Raw genomic sequence first — 22,054 nt, 5'->3', positions numbered from 1 at the left:
ATGCGCGTCCCCCGCGTGCTGCTCGCCGGCGCCGCCGGCCTGACACTGATGCTCACGGCGTGTACGACCGACGCCCCGGAGGACGGCGCCGCCGGCGAGGAGGGCGGCAGCGAGCTCGCCCCCAGCGAGGAGTGGTTCGACCGGGCCGAGTACGACGCCCAGCTCGCCCAGCGCGAGATCACCCCGGAGGGTCCCGAGGACGAGCCGTGGATGCAGGCGATCGAGCCGGAGTGGATCGACACCTCCGAGTTCGCCCACGACTCCCCCGAGGACGCCACCCTGTGCTTCTCCAACGCCTCGGTGTCCAACCCGTGGCGGGTCACCGGCTTCATCACCATGGAACAGCAGGTGGAGGCCCTCCAGGAGGAGGGCGCCATCGGTGACTTCCGGGTGTCCGACGCCGCGGACGACGACAACCAGCAGATCTCCGACATCCAGGCGTTCGTGGACTCCGGGGACTGCGACGCCATCATCATCTCGCCGTCCACCACCGCCACCCTGACCCCGGCGGTGGAGACCGCGTGCGAGAGCGGTGTCCCGGTCGTGGTCTTCGACCGCGGGGTGAACTCCGACTGCATGGTCACGTTCATCCACCCCATCGGCGGCTACGCCTACGGGGCGGACGCCGCGGAGTTCCTGGTCGACAACCTGGAGCCCGGCTCGAACGTGCTCGCGCTGCGCATCCTGCCCGGCGTCGACGTCCTCGAGCACCGCTGGGCCGCCGCCCAGGAGATCTTCGGCGCCAGCGAGCTCAACGTGGTCGCCGACGAGTTCACCGAGGGCGACGGGGCCAGGATCAAGGACCTGGTCTCCCAGCACCTCCAGCGCGGCGAGATCGACGGCATCTGGATGGACGCGGGCGACGGGGCCGTCGCCGGCCTGGAGGCCTTCGAGGACGCGGGCCAGCCCTACCCGGTGATCGCGGGCGAGGACGAGCTGAGCTTCATGCGCAAGTGGGACGAGGAGGGCCTCACCGCCATCGCGCCGGTCTACTCCAACTTCCAGTGGCGTACGCCGGTCCTCGCCGCGAGCATGATCCTCGCCGGCGAGGAGGTCCCCTCGGAGTGGATCCTCCCGCAGGCGCCCATCACCCAGGACGAGCTGCCCGAGTACCTGGAGCGCAACGCCGACATGCCGTCGCTGCACTACGCGAAGTTCGGCGGCGAGGACCTGCCGGGCTTCCCCGAGGCCTGGACGGACCGGTAGATGCGCGCGCTGGGGGTCAACACCTGGGTGTGGACGTCGCCCCTGACCGACGCCGGGCTGGAGCGGATCGCCCCCCGCGTGGCGGAGTGGGGGTTCGACGTGATCGAGCTCCCGGTCGAACAGGTCGGCGACTGGGACCCCCGGCGCGCACGGGCGCTGCTGGACGGGCTGGGGCTCGGCGCCACCGTCGTGCTGGTCATGGGACCGGGGCGGGAGCTCGTCGCGACCGACCCGGCCACCCGCTCGGCCACGCAGGACTACCTCAAGCGGGTCGTGGACGCGGCGGCGACGGTCGGCTCCCCCGTCGTCGCCGGCCCGGCCTACGCCTCGGTCGGCCGCACATGGAGGCTGTCCCCGGACGAGCGCCGGCGGACCGGTGCGGAACTGGTCGAGGGGCTCGCCCCCGTGGTCGGACACGCCTCGGCCACGGGGGTCTGTGTGGCGGTCGAGCCGCTCAACCGGTACGAGACGAGCCTGATCAACACGGTCGACCAGGGGATGGCGGTGCTCGCGGACCTGCCGGCCGAGCACTGCGGCCTGGCCCTGGACGTCTACCACATGAACATCGAGGAGCAGGACGTGGCGGCGGCGATCGGCCGTGCCGCCGGGCGGATCAAGCACGTGCAGGTGTGCGCGAACGACCGGGGCGCGCCTGGGGCCGACCACCTGGACTGGCGCGGCATCCTGGCCTCGCTGGACGCGGCGGGTTACGACGGCCCCCTGGTCATCGAATCGTTCACGGCGGACAATGCCAGCATCGCCACGGCGGCCTCCGTCTGGCGACCCCTGGCGGCGTCGCAGGACGCGATCGCCGTCGACGGCCTGGCCCACCTGCGTTCACTGACCTCATGAAGGGAGACGCCGTGCGTCGGAGCGAACCGCTCGCGGCCGTGACCGCACCACGGACCGCGGCGCCCGGGCCGGGCCGGAATCCCTCACCCCCGCTCGGTGCCGCGCTCACCGGAAAGCGCCATCTGAAGTCGGGCGGCTCCACTCTTCCCGAGGAGACGTCACGATGTCCACACGCAAACCCCCCTCCGACACGGTGCCCGAGACGCAGGACGGGGCAGCCCCCGCCACGGCCGCCACATGGTGGCTGACGGCCTGCTCGCTCGTCCTGGTCGGCGTGCTCGTCGCCGCCTCCGTGGTCTTCCTCGGCCGTGACGGCGCCGGCTCCGCCGCCGCCCCCGCCGGGGAGGCCTCCGCCGCACCGGTCGACGACCTCGTCGAGCACACCCGCATGGCCGTGGAGGGCCTGACACCGATCGTGGAGGACATGGAGGAGTTCCTGCCCACCGACGGATCGCACCCGCCGCTGGACACGACCGACGCCGCGACCGTCAACTCCTGGCGGACCGGCGTCCAGGAGGCCGCCGGGCACTTCGGCGACCCGCCCTCCGACGCGTCCTCCCACAGCGTCGCCCACACCGGGCTGACCTCGTCCGTCCGCCTCCTGTCCATGGCGGTGGAGACCTACGCCCAGGCGGCGCAGGCCGAGGACGAGGAGCTGCGCATGGACGTGCTGCACATCGCCATGGACCTGCGCAACGAGGCGGTCGTCTCCTGGTCGGCCGCCGCCACCCAGCTCGACCTGCTGAGCCTGGAGGCCGGCGGGGAGCACGTCCACCTGTACCTGCCCGACGTCCCCGGAGCGCTCCGACCCGACGGAGCCGAGGAGGGCGGCGGGGACCCCGCGCCCGCGGACGGGCACGGCGACGACCACTGACCCGCAACCCACCGACGACCCCCCGACCACGGAGACAGCGAACATGCCGCGACCAGTCACCCTTTTCACCGGCCAGTGGGCCGACCTGCCCTTCGAGGAGGTGTGCTCCCTGGCCTCCTCGTGGGGCTACGACGGCCTGGAGGTCGCCTGCTGGGGCGACCACCTCGACGTCACGCGGGCCGCCGTGGACGACGACTACGTGCGCGACAGGCTCGACGTGCTCAAGCGCCACGGCCTGGGCCTGTGGGCGATCTCCAACCACCTGCTAGGACAGGCGGTCTGCGACGACCCCATCGACCACCGGCACCGGGACATCCTGCCCTCCCGCGTGTGGGGCGACGGGGACCCGGAGGGCGTGCGGCGAAGGGCCGCCGAGGAGATGAAGACGACCGCCCGCGCCGCCGCGAGGCTCGGCGTGTCCACGGTCGTGGGCTTCACCGGTTCGGCGATCTGGAAGTACGTGGCGATGTTCCCGCCGGTGGGCGAGGACGTCATCGAGGCCGGCTACCGGGACTTCGCCGACCGGTGGAACCCCGTCCTGGACGTGTTCGACGAGGTGGGGGTGCGGTTCGCGCACGAGGTGCACCCCTCCGAGATCGCCTACGACTACTGGTCCACCCACAAGGCCCTGGAGGCCGTCGGCCACCGGCCCGCGTTCGGCCTGAACTGGGACCCCAGCCACATGGTGTGGCAGGACATCGACCCGGCCGGGTTCCTCTGGGACTTCCGCGACCGGATCTACCACGTGGACTGCAAGGACACCCGCAGGCGCACGGGCAACGGCCGCAACGGCCGGCTCGGCTCCCACCTGCCGTGGGGCGACCCCCGCCGGGGCTGGGACTTCGTGTCGACCGGGCACGGGGACGTCCCCTGGGAGGACTGCTTCCGCACGCTGAACGCGATCGGCTACGAGGGTCCGATCTCGGTGGAGTGGGAGGACGCGGGCATGGACCGCCTGGTCGGGGCGGCGGAGGCGGTCGACTTCGTCCGCTCCAACGCCTACGACCCGCCGGAGTCGTCCTTCGACTCGGCCTTCGGCTCGGACTGACGGGACCGCCCGGCCGCACCCGCGCCGGGCCCGGGGCCGTCCCTCCCCGCATCCTCCCGGGGAGGGGCGGCCCCGCCGCCGGGGGCCGCGGCGGGCCCGGTCACATCATGGGGGCGATGACCACGCGGAAGCGGTCGCCGTCACCGGTGCGGACGTCGCGCCGGAAGTCGTTGACCCGGTTGACGGAGGTCTGCACGGCGTCGCTGCGCAGGGCGCCGGTGTCGGCGGTGGGCAGGTGCTGCCGTACGGCCAGGACCGCCTCGTCGACGGACATGGCCGTCCTGTGCTGCTCTGGGGTGACGTGCAGTCCGTCGTGGGTGAGGCGGCTGATCACGATCCGGAACATACCGGGCTCCCTGCGGCGTCGGGGGGTTGACACCGGCATTCTCCCCCATCGCCTCGGCCCCTGGGAATGCTCAGACCTCCAGATCCCCCTCGATGCCCTTGAGCCGGTGTCTGGCCAGGGCGAGGTTGCCACGGGCGCGGTCCAGCGCCAGGTACAGGAAGAGGCCCTGCCCCTTGCGGCTGGTGAGCGGCCGGATGACGTGGTACTGGCCGGACAGGGTGATGAGGATGTCCTCGATCGCGTCGTTGAGGCCCAGCTGGTCCATGGTCCGCATCTTCGCGCGGACCACCTCGGTGTTGCCCGCCGCGGCGACGGTGAGGTCGAGGGTGTTCGTGGACGAGAGGGTGCCCAGCGCCATTCCGCTGCTGTAGTCGACGACGGCGGCGCCGATGGCCCCCTCGATCTGCATCATTTCCTTGAGACCGGATTCGATGTTCGGCATGTCCTTCTCTCTCCTGGGTGTAGGTCGGCGCCGGGCCTTCAGGTCGGCCATCCACCGGCGGGGCCCCTGTACGCCCCGCCGGGGCGGGGATCCTGGGGTCATGCGACCCCCACGTCCGGCCGGGGACGGTCGGCGGACAGGGTGCGGAGCGCGGTGAGGACCCGTTCCAGGACCCGGCGGTCCACGGACACGGCGGCCCGGGCGGGGGGACGGGCGGGGTCGCCGCCGCGGCGGGGAGGCAGGTCGCCGCCCTGCCGGGGGCGGGGCGGCGAAGGCACCGCGACCGTGCGGGCGAGCCGCCTCAGGCGCCGCAGGGCGTAGCCGAGGTTGCCCTCGTCCCGCGCCATCCACACCTGGAGGCACAGGTCGGGGTCGTCGAGCACGGCGAGCAGCAGGCAGCGGTCGGTCCCGGTGACGACCATGTCCTCCAGGTCCCCGACGGCCCACAGCGGACCGCCGTGGACGGCCCTCAGGATCGCCTCTGCGTCGTCCGAGCGGTCGTCCGCGCCGACGCGCGCCAGGGTGCGGCCGCCCCGCCAGTCGACGAGGCCGACACTGCGTACTCCCGGGGTCTGGAGCATCTCCCGCATCTGCTGGTCGAAGGCGCGCACGGCGGTCCTTTGCGAGAAAGGGGCCGTTCGGCGACCGGCCCGCTGTGAATCAGGCAGTCCTTTGCGGACACCACGAGAATAAGGCTATTCTCGCGAATCTGCAGGTTTTTGCGTCATGTGTTTTGTTTTGCCTGATAGGAGGCCCTGGGAGTCATTTACCGCCGTAAATCCCTTGAGGAGGAACGTGTCTCCCAGAGTCAAGAACGACAGTGATCGACCGGAAGAATCCGGTCGATCACCTTTTTTGTCATGTGCGGCTTTCAGGCCCTACGCCCCGGAACGGACGCACGCGGCCTCAGAGCCAGGACACCTTCGAGGTCTCCAGGTCGTACCGGGCGGGGACGATGTCCAGGCGGCCCGTGTCGACCAGGTCGCGCAGGTCGGCGTCCTGGCGGAGCAGGCCGGTGATGTGCACCGCGTTGGCCCGCACGCAGGCGTCCACGAAGTCGCCCCCGTCGTCCGGCGTGGACTCCACGACCGGCAGGATCTGCTCCACGAGGTAGCCGACGTGGCCGTGCGGGATCTGCCCGGTGCGGTGCGCCTCCACGGCCGCGCCGACCGCTCCGCAGGAGGCGTGGCCGAGGACGACGATGAGCGGGACCGCCAGGTGCTCGGCCGCGTAGCTGATGCTGCCGAGGACGGAGGAGTCCAGGACCTGGCCGGCGGACCGGATGGTGAAGAGGTCGCCGAGCCCCCGGTCGAAGACCAGTTCCGGGGCGACCCTGGAGTCGGCGCATCCGAGGACGACGGCGAACGGGTCCTGCCCGAGCGCCATCTCCGCCCTGCGGGCCGCCCCCTCGTTGGGGTGGCGGGAGGCGATGCGCTTCCAGCGGTGGTTGCCCTCCTTGAGGAGCTGGAGGGCCGAGGCCGCGTCCTGGGGGCCGGGGGAGGGCGAGGGCATGGGGACCGCCCAGGCGGAGGTGGAGGCTGCGGTGGCGACCGCTGCCCCGACTCCGCCGATGAGGGATGCGCGTAAGGCGCCGCGACGGGTGATGGCCATGGGGGTTTCCCTTCTCGACTAGCGACATTAGAGACCAATGCCGCCAAACGAGGACCAAATTACCCTTAAGCCGCCAACCTCTCCAACCTCTTTAACGAACCCCTTGCGCCACAGAACGCCACTCAGACAACGACAATCACAACCGCCCCAATTCGAACGGGCGAACGGCCGCCCGGAATTCTCCGTGCGGCCGTTCGCCCGTCCTGGTCCGCCTGCGCCTTCACCCGGTCCGGGCTCTCGGCGCCGGGATCCCCCCTTCTCCCCCTCCGCTCCCGGACGCGTCGTCCAGCCACTCCACGCGGGAGCGCCTGAGGTCGTAGCGCGCGGGTTCGACCTTCATGCGCCCGGCCGCGACCGCCTCCCGGAGGCCGGGCTCGTGCCGCAGCTGCTCGGCGACGGCGCGGGCGTTGGCCCGCACGCAGGCGTCGAGGAAGGCCTTCTCCGTCTCCTGCTCCGGCACCGTCTCCACGACCTCCAGGACCTGCCCCACGAGGTAGCCGAGGTTCCCCGGCGGCAGTTCGCCCGTCCGGTGGGCCTCGACGGCCGCCTTCACGGCCCCGCACGAGTCGTGGCCCAGCACGACCAGGAGCTCCGTGTCGAACGCGTCCACCCCGTAGACGAGCGTGCCGAGCACCGACGAGTCCAGCACCTGGCCCGCCGACCGGGTCGTGAACATGTCGCCGAGCCCCTGGTCGAAGACCATCTCGGGGGGCACGCGGGAGTCGGCGCAGGACAGGACGGACACCCGGGGCGCCTGGTGTTCGAGCAGTTCGCGCCTGCGGCCGGAGCCCTGGCGCGGATGGACGGAGCCGAAGGTGCGCCACCGGGTGTTGCCCCGGTCGAGCCTCTGCCGCCTGCGGTCCGCGTCGTGGCCCTCGGTGATCGTCGCCCTCCGTGGGGCGGCTTTCTGGACGATCGCCATGCTGCCTCGCTCAGGGTCGGGTGGGCGCGGGCGCGGTACCGCCCGTACCTGTGACGATGAGGCCGAAGCTACGCCTGGTCGGAGCGGCGGACAATCCCGCCGGGGCAATCCTTGGGCCAAGCGTGTCTCCCCCGGGCGGCGGGCGGAACCCGTCGGCGGAGGCCCCGGGCCGCACGGGCCGCCGCAGTCGTGGGAGGCCTCGGGCCGCACGGGCCGCCGCAGTCGTGGGCGGCGTCCGCCCGCCGTGACCGACCGGCCGTTCGGCGGGTCGCCGCGTCCTCGCGCGGACCGCCGGACACGGGGGCGCTCCCGGCCGGACCCGCGCACCCGCGCCCTCCACCAGGTAGATTCGACAACCGTGTCCCGAACTTCCCCTCCCGAACCAGCGCCCTCCCGCCGCGGGGCGGGCCGGCGGCGCTCCGGCCGCCCCGGCCACGATGCCGACTCCGTCCTGCGCGTCGCCGCGCGCGTGTTCAACGAGCGCGGGTACGACGGCACGAGCATGGAGGACCTGGCGCGCGCCCTGGGCGTGACCAAGTCGGCGATCTACCACCACGTCACCGGCAAGACCGAACTGCTGCGCCGCTCCCTGGACCTGGCGATGGACGCCCTGTTCGCGGTCACCCGCGAGGAGGGCTCGACGACCGGCCCGGCCATCGACCGGCTCGACCACGTGCTGCGCGGCAGCGTCCGCGTCCTGGTGGAGGAGCTGCCCCACGTGACCCTCCTGTTGCGCGTGCGCGGAAACACGGAGGTGGAGAAGCGCGCGCTGGAGCGGCGCCGCGAGTTCGACCACCTGATCGCCGACCTGGTGCGCGAGGGGATCGTCGACGGCGACATCCGCAGCGACGTCGACCCGGCGGTCGCCGCCCGCCTGCTGTTCGGCATGGTCAACTCGCTGGTGGAGTGGTACAAGCCGGACCGGGGCCTGGCCTCGGAGGAGGTCGCCGACACCCTCGCCCGGATCGCCTTCGGCGGCCTGCGCGCCTAGCCGGCGCGGGGCCCCGTCCCCGGCTGCCACGCTCCCGTGGACGGTCCCGGCGCCCGCACCCGCCGCGGGCACGGGACGACGGCCGGACGGCGGGCACGGGACGGCGGGCACGGGACGGCGGGGCAGCGGGCCTGTGAGTCGGCCAGGAGGCGAGCCGGGACAGCGGTCCTGGGAGGCGGACCGGGAAGGCGCTCGGGAGGCGGCCGGACGGCGGGCCTGGTAGGCGGCGGGCGCGCCCGGAACGGCCTCCCCGGCGTGTTTGGCGTCACAGAGACCGCGGCTACCGTCCGCCACATGCCCTCAGGACCAAGGACCCTTGCGCCGCGACCGCCCATTGTGATCGCACGGTGCGGCCCGAACCCGCCCCCGACCGGCCCCGGCCTCCCTAGGATTGGCCTGAACAGGACTCCCTCCCCACACCCCCGGAGCCGCAGGCCATGGTCGAGCACTTCACCCACGGGGCCCTGACCCCCGCGGTCGCCTACGCGGTGTCGGTCATCGGCTCCTTCGTCGGCCTCATGTTCGCCGCCCGCGCCCGGAACGCCCGCGGGGCCGGCCGCGGCACCTGGCTGGTGTTCAGCGCCCTCTGCCTCGGCGGCACCGCCGTGTGGTCGATGCACTTCATCGCCATGCTCGGGTTCCACGTCCCGGGCCTGGCGATCCGCTACGACGCGACCCTCACCGTCGCCAGCGGCCTCCTCGCGGTGCTGGCCATGGGGCTGGCCCAGTACCTGACGGTCATCCGCCGCGGGACGGGGTGGCTCCTGGCGGGCGGCGCCATCGCCGGGAGCGGGATCGTCGCCATGCACTACCTGGGCATGGCGTCCATCAACATGCACGGCCACCTCGGGCACGACCCGCTGTTCGTGGGTCTGGCCGGCGCCGTCGCCCTGCTCGCCGCGACCGCGGCCCTGTGGTTCACCCAGCGGCTCAGGGGCGTCGCCTCGATCCTGCTCGCCTCCCTGGTGATGGGCGTCGCGGTGACCTCCATGCACTACACCGGCATGTTCGGCGTGCACGTCACCGTGGACGACGTCCAGAACCCGGGCGCGGTACCGGGCTCGACCGCCCCGGAACTGCTCCTGCCCCTGGTCGTGGGCCTGTTCGTCTTCCTCCTGGTGTGCAGCCTCCTGCTGATGCTCGGCGTCGACGACTCCGAGCCGCGCCGCGGTGCGCGGACCGCCCGGCACGACGGCGAACCCGCGCCCGTCCCGGCGCTCCCCGGCGGGGAGAGGGGCCGCTACACCGCGCGCCACAGCACCGGCAGCGCCTGGGACCGCCCCGCCTGAGGCCCCCGGCCGCCGCCGGGTGATGAATGGCCACATCAGGCCACCCGGGTTTCCCCAAACCCCTGGTGTCCCATCCTGAGCATCCCTACTATCCATAACCTGGGTTGATTTGTGACTCAGGTCATAGAAAGTAGCGAGTTGTGGTCGATCTCCCCACCCAGGACTGGCTCACCCCCATCATCGCCTTCACGGTCTCGGCCATCGGTTCGTTCCTCGGTCTGGCTTTCGCCGCCCGTGCCCGCCGGTCGAAGACCTTCACGCGGTGGCAGTGGCTGGCCCTGGCATCCCTCTCCCTCGGCGGCATGGCCCTCTGGTCCATGCACTTCGTCGCCATGATGGGGTTCTCCCCCGTCGGCACCTCGATCCGCTACGACGCCCTGCTCACCGTCGTCAGCGGCGTCATCGCCGTCCTGGTCATGGGCGTCGCCCTCACCATCACGATCTCCCGGCGGAGGACGTCCACCCTGCTGCTCGGCGGGCTCGTGGCCGGGGCCGGCATCGTCGCCATGCACTACACCGGCATGGCGTCGATGAGCGTCCACGGCGAACTCCACCACGACCCCGTCTACGTCGCGCTGGCGAGTGTGATCGCCCTGGTCGCGGCCACCAGCGCCCTGTGGTGCGCGTCCCGGCTGCGCGGCATGACCGCCATCCTCCTGGCCTCGCCGGTGATGGCCGTCGCGGTGACCTCCATGCACTACACCGGCATGCTGGGGGTCCACATCGAGCCCTCGCGCCTGAACCGCTACGGCCCCCCGCCCGGGGCGAGCACCACGGACCTGCTGCTGCCCATGATGACGGGCCTGTTCGTCTTCCTGCTGGTCTGCAGCCTCTTCCTCCTCCTCGGGGTGGACGAGGAGCGCCCCGACTACGCACGGCGCCCGGTCCACGCGACCCCCGCCCCGCCCGACAGCGAGCGCGTGCCCGACGCCGGGTACCGGCCGCGCCACGGCGCGGCCCCCGCGCCCCCGGCCCCGCCGGCGCGGGCCCCGGAGGACGACGTGTGGACCAGGCGGCGCTGAGCCGCCGCACACCACGGAAAACCACTGGAGCCCGCGGGCCCGCCGGTCCTAGACTCGGCGGGCCCGCGGGCGTCGTGCACCGAACGGCGACCGACGACGGAAGGAAGAGCGATGACCGACTCTGCGAGTACCACCCTCCCCGCCTTCCCGTTCGTCCGCGAGCCCTGAGGGAACCGCCCTCCGGACGGCTCGCCTCCCAGAGAGACCGCCGTGAGCACATCCCGTACCGACACGTCCACCGCCCACCCGCTGACCGGGCTGGGCTGGAACCCGCGTGTCGAACACGCCTTCGACACCCTTTCCCACGCGAGCGGGCACGCCCTGTACCCGGCACGCGTGTCCTCCTCCCGCCGGGGCGGCGCGCTGGTCCGCCTGCCGGGCGAGGCCCACGCCGACTACGCCCCCGCACTGACCAGGGCCGCGCGGGAGGACCCCTCCGCGGCCCCGTGCGCCGGCGACTGGGTCACCGTACGCCGGTCCGGTGACACCTGGCTCGTGGAGGCCGTCCTCGAACGCTCCACCAGCCTCGTCCGCCAGGGCGTGGCCAAGGACTCCCACGACCAGGTGCTGGCCGCCAACGTCGACGCGGTCCTGGTCTGCGAGGCCGCCGACCAGGGGCCCAACGTGGGCCGCCTGGAGCGCTTCCTCAGCCTCGCCTGGGCCTGCGGCGCGACCCCGGTCGTCGCCGTCACCAAGTCGGAGCTGGCCGGGGACCGGCTCCCCGAAGTCCTCGAACTCGTCCGGGCGGTGGCCGCCGGCGCCGACGTGTACGGCGTCAGCGCCCACACCGGCGACGGGCTGGCGGAGCTGGCCCCCCGGTTCCTGCCCGGCACCTCGTGGGTGCTGCTGGGGACCTCCGGGGCGGGCAAGTCCAGCCTGGTCAACTCCCTCGCCGGACAGTCCCTGATGGACACCGGGGAGATCCGCCAGGACAAGCGGGGGCGCCACACCACCACCCACCGCCAGCTCCTGGAGCTGCCCGGCGGAGCACTGGTCCTGGACATCCCCGGCGTGCGGCGCATCGACGTGCCGGGCGACCCCGAAGGCGTCGACCGGACCTTCGCCGACGTCGGCGAACTCGCCGGGCGGTGCCGTTTCCGGGACTGCTCCCACGGGTCCGAGCCCGGTTGCGCGATCACCGCCGCCGTCGACGAGGGCGAACTGGACGCCGAACGGCTGGCCCGCTGGAACCGGCTCCGCCGCGAGGCCGAGTGGAACAGCGCCCGGGGCGACCAGCGCGTGCGCGCCGAGCGCAAGCAGCGGTGGAAGGCCGCCGAGCGGGAGGCCCGCGCGAACGCCCGGCTCAAGCGCGGCCGCTGACCCGCCCCGCGGGCGCGCCGGGCCCTCCCCCCGGCGGACGCGACGGGCCCCTCCCCGGGCGGGGAGGGGCCCGTCGCCGGGCGGCGGGGTCCGCCCTCCGGGGGCCGCACGCGGCGCGCGCCGGCCCCCGGCGTCCCCCTCAGAACCCGAAGGCGCGGCGGGCGTTGCCCGCGACGATCCCGGCGAGCTCGTCCTCGTCCATCCCCTTGACCCCGGCCAACAGGCGCAGGGTGTGCGGGATCAGGTACGGGGCGTTGGGGCGTCCCCGGTAGGGCTTGGGCGTGAGGAACGGGGCGTCGGTCTCGACCAGCACCAGTTCCGGCGGCGCGGCCGCGGCGGCCTCGCGCAGCGACTCGGCGCTGGCGAAGGTGACGTTGCCGGCGAAGCTCATGAAGTACCCGTGCTCGGCGCACACCCGGGCCATGCCGGCGTCGCCGGAGAAGCAGTGGAAGACCACGCGCTCCGGAGCGCCCTCGTCGGCCAGGATCCGGAACACGTCGTCGTGCGCGTCGCGGTCGTGGATCATCACGGCCTTGCCGTGGGCCTTGGCGATGGCGATGTGGCGGCGGAACGACTCCTCCTGCGCCACCGCCCCCTCGGGCCCCGTGCGGAAGGTGTCCATGCCGGTCTCGCCGACCGCCACCACCTGCGGCAGGGCGGCCAGCTCGTCGATCCCGGCGAGCGCCTCCTCCAGCCCCTTCCGGCCCGCCGGCTCCCGGGCGGTTTCGACCCAGTCGGTGTCGTCGGGCTCCACGCCGGGCGCGCCGTCGCCGTGCACGATGCGCGGCGCCTCGTTGGGGTGCAGGGCCACCGCGGCCCACACCTTCCCCGGGTGCGCCGCGGCGACCTCGGCCGCCCACCGCGACGACGGCAGGTCGACGCCCACCTGGACGAGCGGGGTCACCCCGACGCCCTCGGCGGCCGCGATGATCTCCTCCACGGCCGGGACCTGCATGTCCATGTGGGTGTGGCTGTCGGCCACCGGGACGCGCAGGGGCTCCGGTACCGGCGGAGGGGTCTGGTCGTTGCGCTCCCTGACCGCTCTGCCGCTGCGCTTGCCCATGGTGTTCACGTTCCTTCGCGAAGGCGCGCCGACGGGCGTGGCCCGCCGGCGCGGTCGTCCTGCTTCCCGGCCGTCGTCCGGGACTACTCTGCGGGGTTCTCCAGGCGTGCCAGCTCCTCGTCCACGACGGACGGGTCGAGCTTGGCGAACAGCGGCTCGGGGCGGCCCAGCGGCGTGCCCGGCACGATCGGCGTGGACTCCCAGCGCGCGGCGTCCCCGGCGTAGTCGCCGGTGATGACCAGGTAGTCCACCGCCTCCTCCGAGCCGCCGACGGTGTCGTGCCCGGTGTCGAGCCGGGGCATGCCCGTCCAGGTCCCGGTGCCGCCGAGCATCGCGTGCACCTTGTTGGCCGACTCCGGCAGGTACGGCGTCAGCAGGGTGTTGGCGTCGTGGACCAGCTGGAGGGCCACGTGCAGGACGGTGGCCATCCGCTCGGGGTCGGTCTTCTTGAGCGCCCACGGGGCCTGGTCGGAGATGTACTTGTTGGCCTCGGCGACGGTCCGCATGGCCTCCTGGAGGCCCGCCTTGAACTGGGAGCGCTCCAGGCGCTCGCCGACCCGCGCGAACGCGCCCCTCGACGCCTCCAGCACGGCCCGGTCCTCGTCGGTGAGCTCACCGGCCGCGGGGATCTCGCCGAGGTTCTTGGCGGCCATGGAGATGGAGCGGTTGACCAGGTTGCCCCAGGCCGCGACCAGCTCGTCGTTGTTGCGGCGCACGAACTCGGCCCAGGTGAAGTCGGTGTCCTGGGTCTCGGGCCCGGCGGCCATGATGTAGTAGCGCAGCGCGTCGGCCGAGTAGCGCTCCAGGAAGTCGCGCACGTAGATGACGACGCGGCGCGAGGAGGAGAACTTGCGCCCCTCCATGGTGAGGAACTCGCTGGAGACCACCTCGGTGGGGACGTCCAGCCCGCCGAGCGGTCCGGGCTCGCCGCCCCGGTCGCCCCGGCCCGAGACCCCCAGCAGGATCGCCGGCCAGATCACCGAGTGGAAGACGATGTTGTCCTTGCCCATGAAGTAGTAGGACCGGGCCTCGTCGCTCTGCCACCAGCGCTTCCACGCGTCGGGCTCGCCGATCCGCTTCGCCCACTCGATGGACGCCGACAGGTAGCCGATCACCGCGTCGAACCACACGTACAGGCGCTTGTTGGCGTTGTCGCTCCAGCCGTCCAGCGGGATCGGCACGCCCCAGTCGAGGTCGCGGGTGACCGCGCGCGGCTGGAGGTCGTCCACCAGGTTCAGGGAGAACTTGAGGACGTTGGGCCGCCACTCGCCCTCCTTGCCCGTGAGCCAGGCGGTGAGCACCTCCGCGAACGCGGGCAGGTCGAGCATGAAGTGCTCGCTGTCCACGAACTCGGGGGTCTCGCCGTTGATCCGCGAGCGGGGGGAGATGAGGTCGATCGGGTCGAGCTGGTTGCCGCAGTTGTCGCACTGGTCGCCGCGCGCGCCGTCGAAGCCGCAGATCGGGCAGACGCCCTCGATGTAGCGGTCGGGCAGCGTACGGCCGGTGGACGGGGACACCGCGCCCTTGGTGGTGCGGGTGAACACGTACCCGTTGTCGTACAGCGTGGTGAACAGCTGCTGGGCGACCGCGTAGTGGTTGCCCGTGGTGGTGCGGGTGAAGAGGTCGTAGGACAGGCCGAGGGCGACGAGGTCCTCGGAGATGATCCGGTTGTAGCGGTCGGCCAGCTCGCGCGGGGTGACGCCCTCCTGGTCGGCCTGCACCTGGACCGGGGTGCCGTGCTCGTCCGTGCCGCTGACCATCAGCACGTGGTTGCCCGACATTCGCTGGAAGCGGGAGAAGACGTCGGAGGGGACCCCGAAGCCGGACACGTGGCCGATGTGGCGCGGTCCGTTGGCGTAGGGCCAGGCGACCGCGGTCAGGATGTGGCGATTCGACGACATGCCCCAAGCCTAAAGCCGCCGGGGGCCTGCCCCGCACCTCATTTCTCCCGCTCGCGCGCCTCCGGCCCCCGTGTCGCCGCCGATCCGCGCGACGGCCCGCGCCTCTCCCCGCCGGGGACGATTCCCCGGGGACGACCCGTACCCGTATGCTCTGCTGGACGATCCGCGTGCCGCCGGGGCGCGCGGTGACGGAGACGCCCTCTCCCCGGTCCTTCACCTGAGGCGGTGGTCACCACGGATACCCGTGCCCTACCCCGCCCTGCCCGGCACACCACCGCGCTCCTCACGAGCATGGTGCTGCTGGTCATCCTGTCGTTCCCCGTCGCCTCCGGCACGGGCGGCGAGACGGTCTCCGCCCACCTGCCGCCGCACGGCCTGGCCAGCGCCCCCGACGGCGCACCGGGCCGCGCCGCCGCCCAGGAGTCGGTGACCCCGCGCGAGCGCGCGAACCTCGCCGAGAACCCCGTGCTCACGGTCGGCCCTCCCGCCACCACCTGCGACCAGCGCTCCGTCCTGCGCGACCTGCCCGACACGGTGCCCGGCCGCGCCCTGCGCCTGGCCGTCTGGGACCAGCCCTGGTGGCCGCTGCCGCCCCCGGCCTCCGACCCCGTTCCCGAACAGGTCCCCTCCGGGGAGCTGCCGCCGACGCGGGCCCCGCCTCTCGCAGCGAACACCGCCATCTGACCGTCCCCGGCCACACCCCCCGCCCGGTTCCTTCCGGGCGTGCGTTCGGCTACCCGTCTTCGCAGTGAGAGGTACCTACCCCTTGTCCAGTCAAACGGGAGCGGGAGCGCGCTGGACACGCGCGCTCATCTCCCTCCTCGTCATCCTCGTCGCGTTCGGCGCGGCGTGGTTCATCCCACCCCGCCTGGGGCTCGACCTCAGCGGCGGCACGCAGATCGTGCTGGAGACCCAGGACGGAGCCGACGGCACCCCCGCCGACTCCGACAACACCGACCAGGTCGTCGAGGTGCTGCGCCAGCGCATCGACCGCCTCGGCGTGGCCGAGGCGACCATGTCCCGGTCCGGTGAGAACCGGATCATCGTCGAGCTCCCCGGCGTGCAGGACCCGGCGGAGGCGGCCCAGATCGTGGGCCGCACCGCGCAGCTGTCCTTCCACCCGGTGCTGGGCGTCGGCGAGCAGGGCGGCCAGGGCGTGCAGGCCCCCCCTGCCGGCGACTTCGCGAACGCGCCGGACACCGCGGCCGACGAGGCCCGCGCACCCTCCGACGCCGAGGGCGCCGAGGGTGGCGAGGGCGCCGGCGGCGGCGGGGAGGAGATGACCCCCGAGCAGCTGGAAGAGCTCATGGGCAGCATGGGCGGCGACCCCACCGGGGGCCAGCAGCCCCCGGCGGGTCCCAGCGCGGAGAACCCGGAGGACGTCGCCATGACGCTCCCGGACGCCGACGGCACCTACCTCCAGCTCGGTGAGACCGCCATCCGCGGCGACCGGGTGTCCAGCGCCGACGCGGCGCTCGACAGCGTCAACCGCACCCAGTGGACGGTCAACGTCAACTTCCGCGGCGAGGGCCGCGACCAGTGGGCGGAGCTGACCGGAGCCGCGGCCTGCTACGAGCAGGGCGACCCGCGGCGCCGTGTGGCGATCGTGCTGGACGACCAGATCATCTCCGCCCCGGAGGTGAACCCGGAGATCGGCTGCGAGGTCGGTATGCCGGGCGGTTCCACCAGCATCACCAGCCCCACTTTCACCAGTGAGACCGCGGACGAGCTGGCCGTGCTGATCGAGGGCGGCTCCCTGCCGCTGCCGGTCACCGAGGTCCAGCGCCAGACGGTCGGCCCGACCCTGGGCGCCGCCGCCATCGAGGCCAGCGCGATCGCCGCCCTCCTGGGCATCGCGTTCACCGCGCTGTACATCACGCTGGTGTACCGCCTGGTCGGCTTCCTCGCCTCGGTCGCCCTGGCGTTCTACACGCTCATCGCGTACGGAGCGCTGGTCGCGCTGGGGGCGACGCTCACCCTGCCGGGCCTGGCCGGCTTCGTGCTGGCCATCGGCATGGCCATCGACGCCAACGTGCTCATCTTCGAGCGGGCGCGCGAGGAGTACCAGCGCCAGCAGAAGGTGTACGAGTCCAACAAGTCCGCGGGCATGCGGGACGCCACCGAGGACGAGGCCGCCAAGGCGGAGACGGGCGCGCTCGCCCGCCGCCGCCGCAGGGCGATCCCGCCGAGCCTGGAGAAGGCGTTCGTCGAGGGCTCCCGGAAGGCGTGGAGCGCCGTCCTGGACACCAACGTCACGACGCTCATCGCGGCGGCCCTGCTGTTCTTCTTCGCCTCCGGCACCGTCCAGGGCTTCGGCGTGACCCTGAGCATCGGCACCGTCGTCTCGATGTTCTCGGCGCTGGTCATCGCGCGCGTGTTCGTCGAGTGGGCGGTCCGCAGGGCGGTCATCCGCAAGCACCCGGCCGTCACCGGACTGAACCAGATCGGCCCGATCCGCACCTGGCTGGTCGAGAAGAACCCCGACCTCATGAAGCACCGGGGCAAGGCCCTCGTCGTCGCCGCGCTGATCGTGGTCGCGGCCGTCGCCGCCCCGCTGGTCCGCGACACCAACCTCGGTGTCGAGTTCACCGGCGGCCGCGTGATGGAGTACGAGGTCACCGGCGACCCGATCTCGGTGGACGAGGCGCGCGGCATCATCTCGGGCCTGAACTTCCCCGGCTCGGACACCGCCGTCGTGCAGGAGTCCGGCGACAGCGACATCGCCGTGCGCACCGGCGACATCTCCGACCCGGAGGCGGAGAGCATCACCGAGGCCCTGTCGGAGGCGACCGGCGGCGTGGAGAGGGTCAGCGACGAGCTGATCGGCCCGAGCATGGGCGACGAGCTGCGCAACCGGGCCCTGATCGCCCTGGGCGCCGCGCTGGCGCTCCAGATGATCTACCTGGCCTGGCGCTTCCGCTGGTCGTTCGGCGTCTCCACGATGCTGTCCCTGGCGTTCAACATGCTGCTGGTGGTCGGCCTGTTCATCTGGCTCGGCAAGCCGATCGACGGCGTCTTCCTGGCGTCGATCCTGAGCGTCATCGGCTTCACCGTCAACGACACGGTGGTGGTGTTCGACCGGGTGCGCGACGAGTGGGCGAGGGACGAGAAGTCCTCGTTCAAGGAGATCGCCAACCGGGCGGTCCTCAACACCCTGCCGCGTACGGTCAACACCACCGTCGGCGCGTGGATCATCCTGGGCTTCCTCGTCTTCCTCGGCGGGTCCTCGCTCCAGGACTTCTCGATCGCGATGCTGGTCGGTCTGACCACGGGCGTGGTGTCCACGGTGTTCGTCGCCGTGCCGCTCGCCATCTGGCTGCAGAAGTGGGACCGCACGGCCCCGCCCCACGTGATCAAGGACCGCAAGGCCAAGCAGAAGGTGGCGGCCAAGGCCGCCCGCGAGGCCGACGACGGCGCCGTGGTCTAGGGCGCGACCGGCGCCGGGTCCTCCTCGCGGAGGTCCCGGCGGAACGACAAGAGGGCCCCGGGGACGTGTGGTGACACGTCCCCGGGGCCCTCGCCGTCCCCTCCCGGGCGGGCGGCGGGTCAGCCGGCGGCGACGGGCGCCGGCGGCCCCTCGGAGGCCTGCACGAGGACGAAGCCCTGCCCCTCGAAGGACAGCTGGACCGCCTCGCCGCTACCGCGGCCGATCAGCGCCCCGGCCTTCATCGTGCGGCGCACGCCGGTGTGCAGCGAGCTGGACCAGGCCACGGCGGAGTCGGTGTCGACGAAGGTGGGCTGGTCGACGTTGATCAGCACGGGAGCGCCGTGGCAGGCGACGGCCACGCGGCCGCGCCCGCCGAAGACCGTGTTGAACAGGCCGCCGGCCGTCATCCCGGCCCCCTCGACCCGGCGGATGTCCCAGCTCAGGCCCCCCTCGAAGGCCAGCACGTTCTGACCGTTCACGGTGAGCTGCTCGTCCTCCAGGTCGATCAGGTGGACGTCCCAGGCGTCGCGGGCGAGGAACACGTCCCCGCGGCCGGAGACCTTCATCAGGGGCAGGCCCTCGCCGGTGAAGGCCTTCTTGAAGAACTTGCCGACGCTCCCCGCCCCCTCGTAGGAGAAGTCGACCTGCCCCTGGTAGGCGACCATGGCGCCCTGGCGGGCGTAGAACTCGCCGTTGAGGCCCACACGGAGCATCTTGTGGTTCTGGAGGTGCATGCCAGGCTGGTTGTTCTCCTGGGCCTGCTGGAAGAGCTGACTTCTCATGAACGGTCCTCGATCGACGGTCGCGTGTGCTCCTGGTGAGACGCTCCGGACGCGGAAAGGTTCCGCGTGCCGCCCCTGTTCTCCCGAGCGCCGTCCGCCCGTCCCCCCGTGTTCCCCGGGGCGCGGGGTCAGTCGGCCGCGACGATCCCGTGCACGAGGTCGTAGACCCGGCGCTTGGGCACGCCCGTCTCCTTGGCCACGCGGGTGATCGCCTCCTTGCGGCGCACGCCCTCCTCCTCCAGCGCGGCGACGGCGCCGGCCAGCTCCTCGTCCGTCGCCTCCCCCGCGCGCCCGCGGGCCCCCTCCACGACGACGGAGACCTCGCCCCGCACCCCGTCGGCCGCCCAGGCCGCCAGCTCCCCGAGCCCGCCCCGGCGCACCTCCTCGTAGGTCTTGGTCAGCTCCCGGCAGACGGCGGCCCTGCGGTCGGCGCCGAACGCGTCCGCCATCGCCCCCAGGGTCGCGGCGACGCGGTGCGGGCTCTCGAAGAACACCATGGTGCGGCGCTCCGCCGCCAGGTCGGCCAGGTACCCGCGGAGCCCCTTGCGGGGCGGGAAGCCCTCGAAGCAGAAGCGGTCGGTCGGCAGCCCGGACACGACGAGCGCGGTGGTGACGGCGGAGGGCCCGGGGATGGCCGTGACGGGGATGTCCTCCTCGGCGCAGGCGGCGGCGAGCCGGTAGCCGGGATCGGAGACCCCCGGCATCCCCGCGTCGGTCACGACGATGACGTCGCGGCCCTCCCTCAGGTCGGTCATCAGCTCCTCGGTGCGCCTCGCCTCGTTGGCGTCGTAGTACGACACCACGCGGGCCCCCTCGGCCCCGCCCAGGCGCACGTCCGCACGCGAGGCGAACTGGCGTAGCCTGCGGGTGTCCTCGGCCGCGATGACACGTGCCTCCCCCAGGGCCCGGAGCAGCCGGGGCGGCGCGTCCTCCACGTTCCCGATGGGCAACCCGGCGAGAGTCAGGGTCCCGACCCCCCGCGTCGCAGCTCCGCCCTCAACCACTGTGATCCCCGTCCTGTCACGCTACGGTTGGCTCTATCACGCCACCCGAAACCTGGTTTCGTGGTACGTCCGCAATGGACAACCATCTCCGACCCCAACCTACGAGCCGAGATGACCTCCACCGCACTTTCCTCCGAGGCAGAGCCCTCGACGCCGCCCTCTCCGCCCCGCAGGGTCCCGCTGCGCGCACGGTTCCTGCCCGCCGATCCCTCCCCCTGGTGGCTGGCCTGGCTGGGGGCCTCCCTCGTCGCGCTGTTCGCCGGGGCGCTCAGGCTCTTCAACCTGGGACAGCCCGAGCGGATCTACTTCGACGAGACCTACTACGCCAAGGACGCCTACGGGCTCTGGCGGTACGGCTACGAGCACGAGACCCGCGAGGAGCCGATCGAGGCCGACGACCTCCTCAACAGCGGCAGCCAGGACATCTTCGCGGGAGGCGGCGACTTCATCGTCCACCCCCCGGTCGGCAAGTGGATGATCGCCCTGGGCGACTGGGTCTGGTCGCTGTTCCCGTTCGGCGCCACGATGACCCCGGAGGGGTGGCGGTTCGCCGCGGCCCTGGCCGGCACGGTCTCGGTCCTCATCCTGGTGCGCCTGGCCACCCGCATGACCCGGTCGCTGCTGCTGGGCTGCACGGCGGGCCTGATCATGGCGCTGGACGGCCTGCACTTCACGCTGAGCCGCATCGCCATGGTGGACATCTTCCTCACCCTGTGGATCCTCGCCGGGTTCACCTGCCTGGTCGTCGACCGGGACAGGACGCGGGAGCGGCTCGTCCGGCTGTCGGAGGCGGGGGCGGACCTGGCGGCGGTGGGCTGGCTGGGGATGCGCTGGTGGCGGCTCGCGGCGGGGCTGTGCTTCGGGCTGGCGATCGGCACCAAGTGGTCGGCGCTGTTCTTCGTGGCGGCGTTCGGGCTGCTCACGGTGGCGTGGGACTACGGGGCGCGGACCAGCGCCGGCCAGGTGCGCCCGTTCTGGCGCTGGCTCGGGACCGACGCCGTGCCGGCGTTCCTCCAGACCGTGGTGGTGGCGGGGGTCGTCTACCTGGTCTCGTGGTCGGGCTGGCTGTTCACGCGGGGCGGCTACAACCGCGACTACGCGGACGGGATGCTGCCGGACGCGGTCCCCGGGTTCCTGCACGCCCCGGTGGAGGCGCTGTGGAGCCTGTGGGACTACCACCGGCGGATGATGGGGTTCCACACCGAGCTCACCAGCGACCACTCCTACATCTCCGCTCCGTGGGAGTGGCTCGTCATGCGCACACCGGTGATGTTCCACTACAACGGCGAGGCCGTCGGCTGCGGGACCGGCGACTGCGTGACCTCGGTCGTGTCGATCGGCACGCCGGTCATCTGGTGGGTCAGCCTGCTCGCCCTGGTCGTCATGTTCGCCTGGTGGGTGACCTTCCGCGACTGGCGCGCGGGCGCGGTGCTGCTGGCCGTCGCCGCGGGGTGGCTGCCGTGGTTCGCCTACCCGGACCGCCCCATGTTCCTCTTCTACGCGCTCCCGCTCCTGCCCTTCCTCGTCCTGGCGATCGTGCTGGCGCTCGGCCTGGTGATGGGGGCGGGGGACGACAGCCCGCGTTTCGCCCCCTATCTGAGGGCGGGCGGAGGCATCGTCTACGGCGTCGTCCTGTTGTTGATCGTCGCCTACTTCGCGTACTTCTATCCGGTGTTGGCCGCCTATCCGATCGAGGAGTCGGTCTGGCGGGAACGCCTCTGGTTCGACGTGTGGATCTACGGCAACGACGCTTCCTGAACCACCGGTCGAGAACACGCATTCGGCGATCTCCATTAGTGGCAGGGAGGGCGGAAAGCAACAGTTTCCAGTAGCCGAAACAGGACACCCGGGAAGGGCGGATTCCTGCCGCGAAAGGCTCGGCACGGCACCACCCTCCCTGGTACTGTCTGCAACTGGTTGCTGTTGTAGTTTCCATGGATGCCCGAGGCGCCTC

20 protein-coding genes are annotated in these 22,054 nt (G+C 72.5%); 11 read left to right on the top strand and 9 right to left on the bottom strand.

Annotated elements, in window-relative coordinates:
* The 4 genes from ACQPYD_RS03675 to ACQPYD_RS03660 all read left to right on the top strand — a co-directional run bounded on the left by ACQPYD_RS03675 (position 1) and on the right by ACQPYD_RS03660 (position 3,980).
* On the top strand, positions 1–1,206 hold the full coding sequence (locus ACQPYD_RS03675; protein ID WP_433699774.1) for a substrate-binding domain-containing protein: 1,206 nt from the start codon (positions 1–3) through the stop codon (positions 1,204–1,206).
* Positions 1,207–2,058 (top strand): sugar phosphate isomerase/epimerase family protein, encoded by an 852-nt coding sequence (locus tag ACQPYD_RS03670; RefSeq protein WP_433699773.1) that lies wholly within the window; start codon positions 1,207–1,209, stop codon positions 2,056–2,058. It abuts the gene before it with no gap.
* A 163-nt stretch (positions 2,059–2,221) separates the two neighbouring features.
* Positions 2,222–2,932, top strand: coding sequence for a hypothetical protein (locus ACQPYD_RS03665; RefSeq protein ID WP_433699772.1), 711 nt, complete (start codon positions 2,222–2,224; stop codon positions 2,930–2,932).
* Positions 2,933–2,975: 43 nt separating this feature from the next.
* Positions 2,976–3,980 carry a sugar phosphate isomerase/epimerase family protein gene (locus ACQPYD_RS03660; protein WP_330156693.1) on the top strand — a complete coding sequence of 335 codons (1,005 nt, stop codon included), beginning with the start codon at positions 2,976–2,978 and terminating at the stop codon, positions 3,978–3,980.
* Between the two features lie 100 nt (positions 3,981–4,080).
* Here ACQPYD_RS03660 and ACQPYD_RS03655 read toward each other — a convergent pair whose 3' ends face one another.
* From ACQPYD_RS03655 to ACQPYD_RS03635, 5 genes are all read right to left on the bottom strand, one after another.
* Positions 4,081–4,326 carry a hypothetical protein gene (locus ACQPYD_RS03655; RefSeq protein WP_330156694.1) on the bottom strand — a complete coding sequence of 82 codons (246 nt, stop codon included), beginning with the start codon at positions 4,324–4,326 and terminating at the stop codon, positions 4,081–4,083.
* A gap of 70 nt (positions 4,327–4,396) precedes the next feature.
* A complete protein-coding gene (locus ACQPYD_RS03650) occupies positions 4,397–4,768 on the bottom strand; it encodes a hypothetical protein (RefSeq protein ID WP_433699771.1) in 372 nt (123 codons plus the stop codon).
* Positions 4,769–4,866: 98 nt separating this feature from the next.
* Positions 4,867–5,379 carry a hypothetical protein gene (locus tag ACQPYD_RS03645; RefSeq protein WP_433699770.1) on the bottom strand — a complete coding sequence of 171 codons (513 nt, stop codon included), beginning with the start codon at positions 5,377–5,379 and terminating at the stop codon, positions 4,867–4,869.
* Positions 5,380–5,674: 295 nt separating this feature from the next.
* Positions 5,675–6,379: a carbonic anhydrase gene (locus tag ACQPYD_RS03640; protein WP_433699769.1), complete on the bottom strand. Its 705-nt coding sequence runs from the start codon at positions 6,377–6,379 to the stop codon at positions 5,675–5,677.
* A gap of 220 nt (positions 6,380–6,599) precedes the next feature.
* Positions 6,600–7,301 (bottom strand): carbonic anhydrase, encoded by a 702-nt coding sequence (locus ACQPYD_RS03635; RefSeq protein WP_330156697.1) that lies wholly within the window; start codon positions 7,299–7,301, stop codon positions 6,600–6,602.
* Between the two features lie 358 nt (positions 7,302–7,659).
* Here ACQPYD_RS03635 and ACQPYD_RS03630 point away from each other — a divergent pair, with 358 nt between their 5' ends.
* From ACQPYD_RS03630 to rsgA, 4 genes are all read left to right on the top strand, one after another.
* The gene (locus ACQPYD_RS03630) at positions 7,660–8,292 is read left to right on the top strand and encodes a TetR/AcrR family transcriptional regulator (RefSeq protein ID WP_433699768.1); all 633 of its coding nucleotides are present in this window, start codon (positions 7,660–7,662) and stop codon (positions 8,290–8,292) included.
* 437 nt (positions 8,293–8,729) lie between these two features.
* On the top strand, positions 8,730–9,581 hold the full coding sequence (locus ACQPYD_RS03625) for an MHYT domain-containing protein (protein WP_433699767.1): 852 nt from the start codon (positions 8,730–8,732) through the stop codon (positions 9,579–9,581).
* A gap of 140 nt (positions 9,582–9,721) precedes the next feature.
* Positions 9,722–10,603 (top strand): MHYT domain-containing protein, encoded by an 882-nt coding sequence (locus ACQPYD_RS03620; protein WP_433699766.1) that lies wholly within the window; start codon positions 9,722–9,724, stop codon positions 10,601–10,603.
* A gap of 210 nt (positions 10,604–10,813) precedes the next feature.
* Entirely contained in the window at positions 10,814–11,923 is a 1,110-nt protein-coding gene (rsgA, locus tag ACQPYD_RS03615; RefSeq protein ID WP_433699765.1) for a ribosome small subunit-dependent GTPase A, read from the top strand.
* 139 nt (positions 11,924–12,062) lie between these two features.
* On the opposite strand, the gene ACQPYD_RS03610 is transcribed toward rsgA, so the two are convergent.
* Positions 12,063–12,986, bottom strand: coding sequence for a TatD family hydrolase (locus ACQPYD_RS03610; RefSeq protein WP_433699764.1), 924 nt, complete (start codon positions 12,984–12,986; stop codon positions 12,063–12,065).
* An 83-nt stretch (positions 12,987–13,069) separates the two neighbouring features.
* Positions 13,070–14,887: a methionine--tRNA ligase gene (metG, locus tag ACQPYD_RS03605; RefSeq protein ID WP_433699763.1), complete on the bottom strand. Its 1,818-nt coding sequence runs from the start codon at positions 14,885–14,887 to the stop codon at positions 13,070–13,072.
* A 225-nt stretch (positions 14,888–15,112) separates the two neighbouring features.
* On the opposite strand from metG, the gene ACQPYD_RS03600 reads away from it, so the two are divergent.
* Both ACQPYD_RS03600 and secD read left to right on the top strand, forming a co-directional pair.
* The gene (locus tag ACQPYD_RS03600; protein WP_433699762.1) at positions 15,113–15,571 is read left to right on the top strand and encodes a hypothetical protein; all 459 of its coding nucleotides are present in this window, start codon (positions 15,113–15,115) and stop codon (positions 15,569–15,571) included.
* A gap of 82 nt (positions 15,572–15,653) precedes the next feature.
* Complete coding sequence (gene secD / locus ACQPYD_RS03595; RefSeq protein ID WP_433699761.1) at positions 15,654–18,314, top strand: protein translocase subunit SecD; 2,661 nt, start codon at positions 15,654–15,656, stop codon at positions 18,312–18,314.
* 119 nt (positions 18,315–18,433) lie between these two features.
* On the opposite strand, the gene ACQPYD_RS03590 is transcribed toward secD, so the two are convergent.
* Both ACQPYD_RS03590 and rsmI read right to left on the bottom strand, forming a co-directional pair.
* Positions 18,434–19,096: an AIM24 family protein gene (locus ACQPYD_RS03590; protein ID WP_433699760.1), complete on the bottom strand. Its 663-nt coding sequence runs from the start codon at positions 19,094–19,096 to the stop codon at positions 18,434–18,436.
* Between the two features lie 128 nt (positions 19,097–19,224).
* Entirely contained in the window at positions 19,225–20,046 is an 822-nt protein-coding gene (gene rsmI, locus ACQPYD_RS03585; RefSeq protein ID WP_433699759.1) for a 16S rRNA (cytidine(1402)-2'-O)-methyltransferase, read from the bottom strand.
* Between the two features lie 165 nt (positions 20,047–20,211).
* On the opposite strand from rsmI, the gene ACQPYD_RS03580 reads away from it, so the two are divergent.
* Entirely contained in the window at positions 20,212–21,858 is a 1,647-nt protein-coding gene (locus ACQPYD_RS03580; protein ID WP_433699758.1) for a dolichyl-phosphate-mannose--protein mannosyltransferase, read from the top strand.
* The last annotated feature ends 196 nt before the right edge of the window (positions 21,859–22,054 follow it).

Source organism: Nocardiopsis sp. CA-288880, from assembly GCF_050955985.1.
GTDB classification, from domain to species: Bacteria; Actinomycetota; Actinomycetes; order Streptosporangiales; family Streptosporangiaceae; genus Nocardiopsis; species Nocardiopsis tropica.
The sequence above is the reverse complement of the archived record's forward strand: the minus strand, read 5'-3'. Positions and strand labels throughout refer to the sequence as shown.